General features: G+C 55.2%; 10 protein-coding genes. 1 reads left to right on the top strand and 9 read right to left on the bottom strand.

All coding sequences use genetic code 11. The features are described 5' to 3' along the window. The 7 genes from meaB to HYU99_09665 all read right to left on the bottom strand — a co-directional run. A partial coding sequence (meaB, locus tag HYU99_09695) for a methylmalonyl Co-A mutase-associated GTPase MeaB (protein MBI2340618.1) occupies positions 1-747 on the bottom strand: 747 nt, incomplete at its 3' end. Between the two features lie 70 nt (positions 748-817). Then, positions 818-1,093, bottom strand: coding sequence for a type II toxin-antitoxin system RelE/ParE family toxin (locus tag HYU99_09690; GenBank protein MBI2340617.1), 276 nt, complete (start codon positions 1,091-1,093; stop codon positions 818-820). Further along, entirely contained in the window at positions 1,075-1,278 is a 204-nt protein-coding gene (locus tag HYU99_09685) for a hypothetical protein (GenBank protein ID MBI2340616.1), read from the bottom strand. The genes HYU99_09690 and HYU99_09685 overlap by 19 nt, the downstream gene beginning before the upstream one ends. 36 nt (positions 1,279-1,314) lie before the next feature. Beyond that, positions 1,315-1,641 (bottom strand): SCP2 sterol-binding domain-containing protein, encoded by a 327-nt coding sequence (locus HYU99_09680; GenBank protein ID MBI2340615.1) that lies wholly within the window; start codon positions 1,639-1,641, stop codon positions 1,315-1,317. 46 nt (positions 1,642-1,687) lie between these two features. Further along, on the bottom strand, positions 1,688-2,098 hold the full coding sequence (locus HYU99_09675) for a DUF2752 domain-containing protein (protein MBI2340614.1): 411 nt from the start codon (positions 2,096-2,098) through the stop codon (positions 1,688-1,690). 129 nt (positions 2,099-2,227) lie between these two features. Continuing rightward, positions 2,228-2,602, bottom strand: a complete 375-nt coding sequence (locus HYU99_09670; GenBank protein ID MBI2340613.1) for a DUF4870 domain-containing protein — start codon at positions 2,600-2,602, stop codon at positions 2,228-2,230. A 79-nt stretch (positions 2,603-2,681) separates the two neighbouring features. Continuing rightward, entirely contained in the window at positions 2,682-4,469 is a 1,788-nt protein-coding gene (locus HYU99_09665) for a long-chain fatty acid--CoA ligase (protein MBI2340612.1), read from the bottom strand. A 204-nt stretch (positions 4,470-4,673) separates the two neighbouring features. Here HYU99_09665 and HYU99_09660 point away from each other — a divergent pair, with 204 nt between their 5' ends. Continuing rightward, a complete protein-coding gene (locus HYU99_09660) occupies positions 4,674-4,865 on the top strand; it encodes a 50S ribosomal protein L28 (protein ID MBI2340611.1) in 192 nt (63 codons plus the stop codon). Positions 4,866-4,917: 52 nt separating this feature from the next. On the opposite strand, the gene HYU99_09655 is transcribed toward HYU99_09660, so the two are convergent. Further along, positions 4,918-7,107: a bifunctional (p)ppGpp synthetase/guanosine-3',5'-bis(diphosphate) 3'-pyrophosphohydrolase gene (locus HYU99_09655; protein MBI2340610.1), complete on the bottom strand. Its 2,190-nt coding sequence runs from the start codon at positions 7,105-7,107 to the stop codon at positions 4,918-4,920. Further along, a partial coding sequence (gene gmk, locus HYU99_09650) for a guanylate kinase (GenBank protein ID MBI2340609.1) occupies positions 7,082-7,633 on the bottom strand: 552 nt, incomplete at its 5' end. The genes HYU99_09655 and gmk, both read right to left, overlap by 26 nt.

Raw genomic sequence — 7,633 nt, 5'->3', positions numbered from 1 at the left:
TTTGTGCGCCCGTTCATGGGCGGCGGGATTCCCTTTCATAAACTCCGCATGCCCCGAAAGGGCGCGGACCAGTTCGTCGATCCCTTTGCCTCTTGTCGCCTCGGTTTTCAGAACCGGCACCTTCCATTCCGACGAATACATGTCGGACAGGGCGGCCAGTTCGCCGGCGATCCGGTCGGCCCCTTCCCGGTCGGCCTTGTTGACCACAAAGATGTCGGCGATTTCCATCAGCCCCGCCTTCATTGTCTGAATGGTGTCTCCCGCCTCGGGGACAAGAACGACAATGGTCGAGTGCGCCACCGCCATAATATCCAGCTCCGTCTGCCCCACACCGACCGTTTCGATAAGAATGACGTCAAAACCGAAGGCATCCATCAGATGCACGACATCCCGTGTCGCCCGTGAAAGTCCGCCGTGCGATCCGCGGGAACCGAGCGAACGGATGAAGACATTTTCATCACTGCTGTGATCCATCATCCGGATCCGATCCCCCAAGACAGCCCCGCCCGTAAAGGGGGAGCTGGGATCGATGGCCACCACCCCCACTTTTTTCCCCTGTTGCCGGAAATGGCCGATGAGCTTGTCAACGAGGGTCGATTTTCCCGATCCCGGAGGACCTGTAATACCTATACGGCAGGCCTTCCCCGAATGTTCGTAGACCTCACTCATGATTTTTATGAGATCTTCGTGCCGGTTGTCGACGTAGGTCATCAGACGGGCCAAGGCCCGCTTATCCCCTTTGAGCATCGAGGCAACCAACGGATGACCGATTTTGGACTTGAAAGATTTTCTTGGCATGAGCGACAGGGCCGCCGGCCTACAGTTTCCGATACACCTCCGACCGATGCCTTACCCGGAAAACCTGTACTGCCTTTTTCGCTTCATCTTTCCAGTAAAGAACTCGATAGTCGCCGACGCGAAATTTGCACAATCCGGCAAGGTCCTCCGGCATTCCCACGAGAGGATGGTGGATGACTTCCTCGGCATTCTTCACCAACCAGGCAATTCTTCGAACAATCGTATTGCGGATGGGTGGAGAAAGTTCGTTAAGATCTTTCTCGGCATCGGGAAGGATTACAGCTTGATATTCCATTTCTTGGCCAGATCGGCAAGCGGACGGCCACGGCCTTCTTCCGCTTCGGCTTTCAGGCGGCGCATCTCATCGATAAAGGCAAAATCGTGCGAAAGAAGCCAATCTTCAAGATCTTCCTTGGTTTCGGCCGATTCGAATACCGAGAGGGGTATTTTCAAGACAACGTCTTTCGATGTTTGTTCCATGCCTCTTAGTATAAAGAACCGACCCTTGATTGGCAATTACAGAATGTTTCCCAGTTTGAGCGCCAGCCCCATGTCGCCCATCACTTTGAGCTTGCCCGACATGAAAGCCATCTGCGGGTTCAGCTTCTTTTCCACGATATCGGAAAGATCCTGGGTGGAAATGGTGACGGTGCATTTGGCTGAGGCCGAGGCCCCTTCGGAAATCTTTCCCCCCGCTTGGGTGAGATCGAGCGTCCAGGTGCACGGCGTATCGCCGGTCAGGTTGAACTGGTAGATGGTGCTGATGGTTTTTATTTTTTCCGCGTTGTCGATGAGTTTTTGAGCGATTTTTTGCTCGAAAATTTCTTTTGCCGTCAATGCCATGGGTAAATCCTCCTTGTCCCAGCGCTACATGAGCCGGCAGTATTTTTCAATAGAAAAATCGCGAGAGCAGACCCTCTGCGGGGGCCGGGCCGTTGGCCAGACGGATAATCCAGTGGCCAAAAAGGAAAATGCCAAGGACAAGGCCGAAAATTTCGGAGACGCGCACAGGGATGCTCAAGCCCTTTCCTCTCACCCTCTTAAGCGACAGGTCCACCGCATAGGCCAAAAGAAAGAGATAAACAAGAGGACCGGCGGCATTATAGTGAACGGCCTCTAAAAGATGACCGCGGGCGATCGAAAGAAAACTGCGTGTCAGGCCGCACCCCGGGCAGTCGATGCCGAAGATTAATTTGAAGCCGCAGAGAGGAACCTTTGCTATCTGTTCCGGCGTCACCCACCATCCGGCGGTGAGAATGGCGAGGAGAAGAATGATGGAAAAAAAATTGCCCAATCGCAATCAATTAAAACGCAAGAAATGCCGTTAGGCAAGGCGCCCGACCGAGGCCGACCGAGGCGTACTAGAGATGTACGCCGCAGGGAGCGCCGAGGGAGGGCAACGTAGCATAACGGCATTTATTGCGTTTGGTCACTTCGCCGCCTGTTTTTCGGCCATATCGCCCAAGATCGGGAGCTTATAGCGTTCCCCCTGATAGGCCTTGATCATGCAGATGACCCAGAAAATAAAAAAGACCAGCCAGACCACCGGCGCCAGAATGGCGATGATCGCCCCCAGGACACTGGCAACCGCGCCAAGGATGGCCCCCAGAATGGAAAGGGCAATCTGAACCACCAGCATGGCGATGCCGAAAATAATCGCCTGCCAGGCGTGAAAACGGACATCCCTGTTGTCTTTTTCCACGATCAGAAAAACAATGCCGGTAATAAAGGTGCAGATATAACAGAGAAGCGACGCCACATTGGGCGCCAATCCCGTGGACTGCCCCGAACCTTGCTCGGCCATTTTGACCTCCTTTTTTGATGTACCTACCGCAAATTTTCAGGTCATTATGAAGGAACATTCGCAAATCGTCAATAAAAACCTATTCTTGGTAGAGGCTGTCGAGGATTTCCCTGTATTTTTGGGAGGTGAATTTGCGTTTCACCTTGAGGGTGGGGGTCAGCTCGCCGGTGTCGATGGAGAAATCGTTCTCGAGGATGGCGAATTTTTTGATGGTCTCGTACTGCGCCAGATGTTTGTTTTTTTCCTCGATCCGTTGCTTTAAGAGGCCGTATATTTTTTTGTTCTTTACCAGATCGGCGTAGTCCTGAAAGGGAATGGAATGGTTTTGGGCGTACCGGATGATCTCGTTTTTGTCGAGCGTGATAAGGGCCGACAGATACTTGCGCCGGTCGCCGTGCACCATTGCCTGCGAGATCAGCGGATCGGTTTTCAAAAGGCTTTCGATGTTCTGGGGGGCGATGTTCTTTCCCGCCGCCGTCACGATGATGTCTTTTTTGCGGTCGGTGATTTTCAGGTAGCCGTCATCGTCGAAAACGCCGATATCGCCGGTGTGGAACCACCCCCCCGTGTTGAGCGCCTCGGATGTCGCCTCCGCCTGCCGGTAATATCCCTTGAACACCACCGGTCCGCGCGTCAGGATTTCCCCGTCGTCGGCGATTTTTATTTCAACCCCCTTAAGCGGCCTCCCCACCGTGCCGATCCGCCGCTCTTTAAGGGTATTGCAGGTGATCGCCGCGCTGGTTTCGGTGAGGCCGTATCCTTCCAGGATGGCAAATCCGGCGGACTCGAAAAATTCGCCGATTTCGGCCGGAAGGGGCGCGCCCCCCGTGATGAAAAACCGGATCCGTCCCCCCAGCTTTTTGTGCAGTTTGGAAAAGACCAGATGATAGGCCGTCTTCCATTTGAGCCTTAAGAGGAGAGAAACCGGTTTTTTTGCCTGCAGACAGGCGGAATACTGTTTTCCCACGGCACAGGCCCAGGAAAAAATTTTTTGCCTCCGTTTTGACGAGGCCTCGACCCCCTGCATGACGCGGGTGTGGATTTTTTCGAAAATGCGGGGAACGGATGCCATGAGATGCGGCCGGACCTCCTGCACGTTGTCCAAAAGCTTGTCGATGCTCTCGGCGTAAACCTGGATAAAACCCCGCTGGAGTTGGGCAAACTGGACCACCCGAGCCAGAATGTGCGCCAGCGGCAGAAAAAGGAGCGACTCGTAGTGCGGCTCGAAATCGAAAATCACCTCGAGCGCCTCCAGCTCGGCGATAAAGTTTCCGTGCGTCAGAACGGCTCCTTTGGGAGGTCCGGTGGTGCCGGAGGTATAGACAAACGACGCCTCGGAATCGGGGTGTAACGACCTCTTCATCTCCTCGAAGGCCGCCTTCCCTTCTCCGTTGCCGAGAAGGAGCACTTCTTCCAAAGTATAAATTCCCTTCTCCCTGATAGCCGCCGTTCCATTGTCAAAAAGGATGATCTGTTTCAACAGCGGGAGTTCGGGACGCACCTCGTTGATTTTTTTGAGTTGAACGGCATCCTCCACAAAGGCCAGCCGCGCCTCGGAGTTTTGGATGATGTAGCCCGCCTGATCGGGGAGGTTGGATTGATAAATCGGAACCGTGACGGCGCCCACCGACAGGATGGCCATGTCGGCCAGTGTCCATTCGGTGCGGGTCTGCGAAAAGATACAGACACGGTCCCCTTTTTTGACCCCCAGCTTGACCAAGCCTCCGGCGAGGTCGATGATTTTTTGGTTCACCTCGTTCCAGTTCAATGTGCGCCACCGGCCCCCTTCCTTGTAGCGGAAACAGGGGGCGCCTCCCTGCCGGGCGGCCGTTTCGGAAAAAATCTGGAGGAGATTTTGGAATTGCATCAGGAAAACGCTATATATCGCCGGAGAAAATCGGTTGTCCAGATCAATTTTTTTATTGCCCGCAGGGCGCCCTATCTGTTAAGGAAGGCGCTCTCAAGCAAATCATCCGGCTTTGCCGGTGATTTGCGCGGGGTTTGGGGCCATGTGAGGCCCGAAATCCATGATGCGAGTAGCATCGAACGGGCCGAACGGGCCCCAAATAATATGGCTTATTCGTGTCATTACTGCAACAAAAGGGCGCTTCGGGGGCACAATGTCTCGCATGCCAACAACCGGACGATAAAGCTCTCCATGCCCAATCTTCAGACTATCCGCGTCCTCCTGGGGAAAACGGTCCGCAGGGTCCGCGCCTGTACCCGTTGCCTCCGGTCGGGGGTGGTAGTCAAGGCGGGGTAAATAAAGTGCCCGTGGGCCCGCGTGCCCGTGTAAAAACGCGAGCACCCAGGCACTATCCCAGCTCCCTCTCCACCGAAATCACCCCTTCAATTTTTTCCAGCGATTTCATGATGGCGTGCAGTTCGTCAGTGTCGCGCACGCCGACATCCATGGAGATGACCGCCTTTTTGTCCCTGGTGGTGCGGACGAGCGCCTTGGTGATGTTGGCCTGGCGCGAAGAGATGGCGGCGGTGATTTCCGCCAGCATCCCCGGCTTGTCCTCGCAGAGAATTTTCAGCCGCGCCGTCCGGACAAGGTCGGTCTTGTAGTTCCAGTCGGCGTTCACCCGGCGGGCCGGGTCTATCGAGGGAACCTTGGGGCAGTCGATGCGATGAAGCGTCACTCCCCTCCCCCGGGTGACAAAACCGACAATCGGATCCCCCTGAATCGGGTGACAGCACTTGCCGAAGGCGATCAGAAGATCCTCCAGACCGTCAATCCGCACCACGTCCCGCGTCTGTTTGGACACCTTCCGAAAAATTTTCTTCAAAAACCCCTCCGGCGGGGGAACGGCTGTCGTTTTGGTCTTTTCCGGAAAAAGGGCCGCTGTAATCACCGGCATGGAAATCTTCCCGTAGGCCAGAGCCGAATAAAGACTATTCTCCCCCACAATCCCCTTCTTCTCCAGATATTCCCTCAACGCGCCCGATTTGAGAAATTCGGAGGCGTCGATGCCGAACTTGGCGCATTCCTCCTGATAGATCTCCTTCCCCAGATGAATGCTCTTTTCGCGCTGTTCCTGCTTTAAAAACTGGCGGACCTTGGCCCGGGCGCGCGAGCTTACCGCCACCTTCAGCCAGTCCCTGGAGGGGTAGCGGTGCGGACTGGTGATGATCTCCACCGTGTCGCCGCTGGCCAGATGGTGCGTCAGCGGAACAATGCGCCCGTTGACCCGTGCCCCGGTGCAATGCGCGCCGACGTCCGTGTGGATGCTGTAGGCGAAATCAATCGGCGTGGCGTTGTGCGGAAGGGGGCGGACGTCCCCCTTGGGGGTAAAGACATAAATTTCGGAGGTGAAGAGATCGAGCTTCACGGTATCCAGAAATTCCACCGAATCCTTGAGCTCGTTCTGCCAGTCGACCAGCTGGTGGAGCCAGCGGAAGGTCTCCTCCGATTTCATGTCGATCCGGCCGTCCTCCTTGTATTTCCAGTGCGCCGCGATCCCCTGTTCGGCGGTCTCGTTCATTTCGAACGTCCGGATCTGAAACTCCACCCGCTCGCCGTCGAGGCAGATGACGGTGGTGTGAAGCGACTGGTAGTTGTTGGCCTTCGGCATGGCGAGGTAATCCTTGAACCGCCCCGGCACCGGCTTCCAGATGCTGTGCAAAAGCCCGAGGGCCTCGTAGCATTCCTCCACCGTGGGGACCAGGATGCGAAAGGCCAGAAGGTCGTGCACCTGCTCGAAACTGATGTTCTGCCGCTCCATCTTCCGGTAGATGCCGTGGACATGCTTCATCCTTCCTAAAATCTTGAAAGCACGGATGGAATCCATGAAATGGGCGGTGACCCCTTTCTCCACCCGGTCCATGTAATGCTCCTTGATCTTCTTCAGGCGGGCGATTTTTTTTTCGATCTGCTGGTAGGTCTGCGGCCGGGTGAAACGGAGCCCCAGGTCTTCCAGCTGAACCTTCATCCACTGCATCCCGAGCCTGTTGGCCAGCGGGGCGTAAATATCCAGCGTCTCCTGCGCGATGCGGATCTGCTTTTCCTCCGGCATGAACTGAAGCGTCCGGAGGTTGTTCAAGCGGTCGGCCAGTTTGATAAGGATCACCCGGATGTCTTTGGCCATGGCCAAAATCATCTTCCGGAAATTTTCCGCCTGCCGCTCCATCCGGGTATTGAACGGAATTTTTGAAAGCTTGGTGACCCCGTCCACCAGCTCCGCGATCTCCTCCCCGAAAACGGTCTTCAACTCCTCACGGGTGACCTTTGTGTCCTCGATGGTGTCGTGAAGGATGCCGGCGGAAATGGAGGCGACATCCATTTTCATCTCGGCCAGGATGTTGGCCACCTCCAGCGGATGGATGAGATACGGCTGGCCCGACCTCCTCTTCTGGCCGGCGTGGGCCTTCGCGGAAAAAACATAGGCCTTCTTGATGAGATCGATATCGGCCAGGGGGTTGTACGACTGGACTTTGGAGACGACATCGTCCAGTTTGACGACAAGGATGTTTTTTTCAGTTGTGGCCTCTTGTGCCTGCATGATGATGCGAGATGATCTTTTTTATTTCCTCATAGGTCCGTTCGAGGTTTTTATTCACCACCACATAATCGTAATATTTTTTGTAATTCTCTTCTTTCTTCGATTCTTCAAGCCTTTTTTTCAGGGCTGACGGCGACTCGCTCCCCCGGCGGACCAGCCGCGATTCAAGATCGGTTATGGAGGGAACAAGGACAAAAATCAAGACGGCTTCCGGCCGTTCCTTTTTTATTTTCAAGGCCCCCTGCCAATCGACATCAAGGACAACTCCCCCTCCCTTCGACAAATGCGCCAAAACAGGCGCCCGGGAGGTGCCATAGAGGTTGCCGTAAACCTCCGACCATTCGAGGAACGCCCCCTCTTCAATCATATTATCAAACCGGGAGCGGTTGACAAAATGGTAATCCTGTCCGTCGATTTCGGAGGGCCTTTGCGGCCGGGTCGTGTGGGAGATGGAATAGAAAAAACCGAGGCGCTTTTCGATCATCCGGCAGAGGGTGGTTTTGCCCGATCCCGACGCGCCGGAGAG

This window comes from Deltaproteobacteria bacterium, from assembly GCA_016183175.1.
In the GTDB taxonomy this organism is placed as follows: domain Bacteria; phylum UBA10199; class UBA10199; order UBA10199; family SBBF01; genus JACPFC01.
This window is presented reverse-complemented; position numbering and strand designations above follow the sequence as displayed.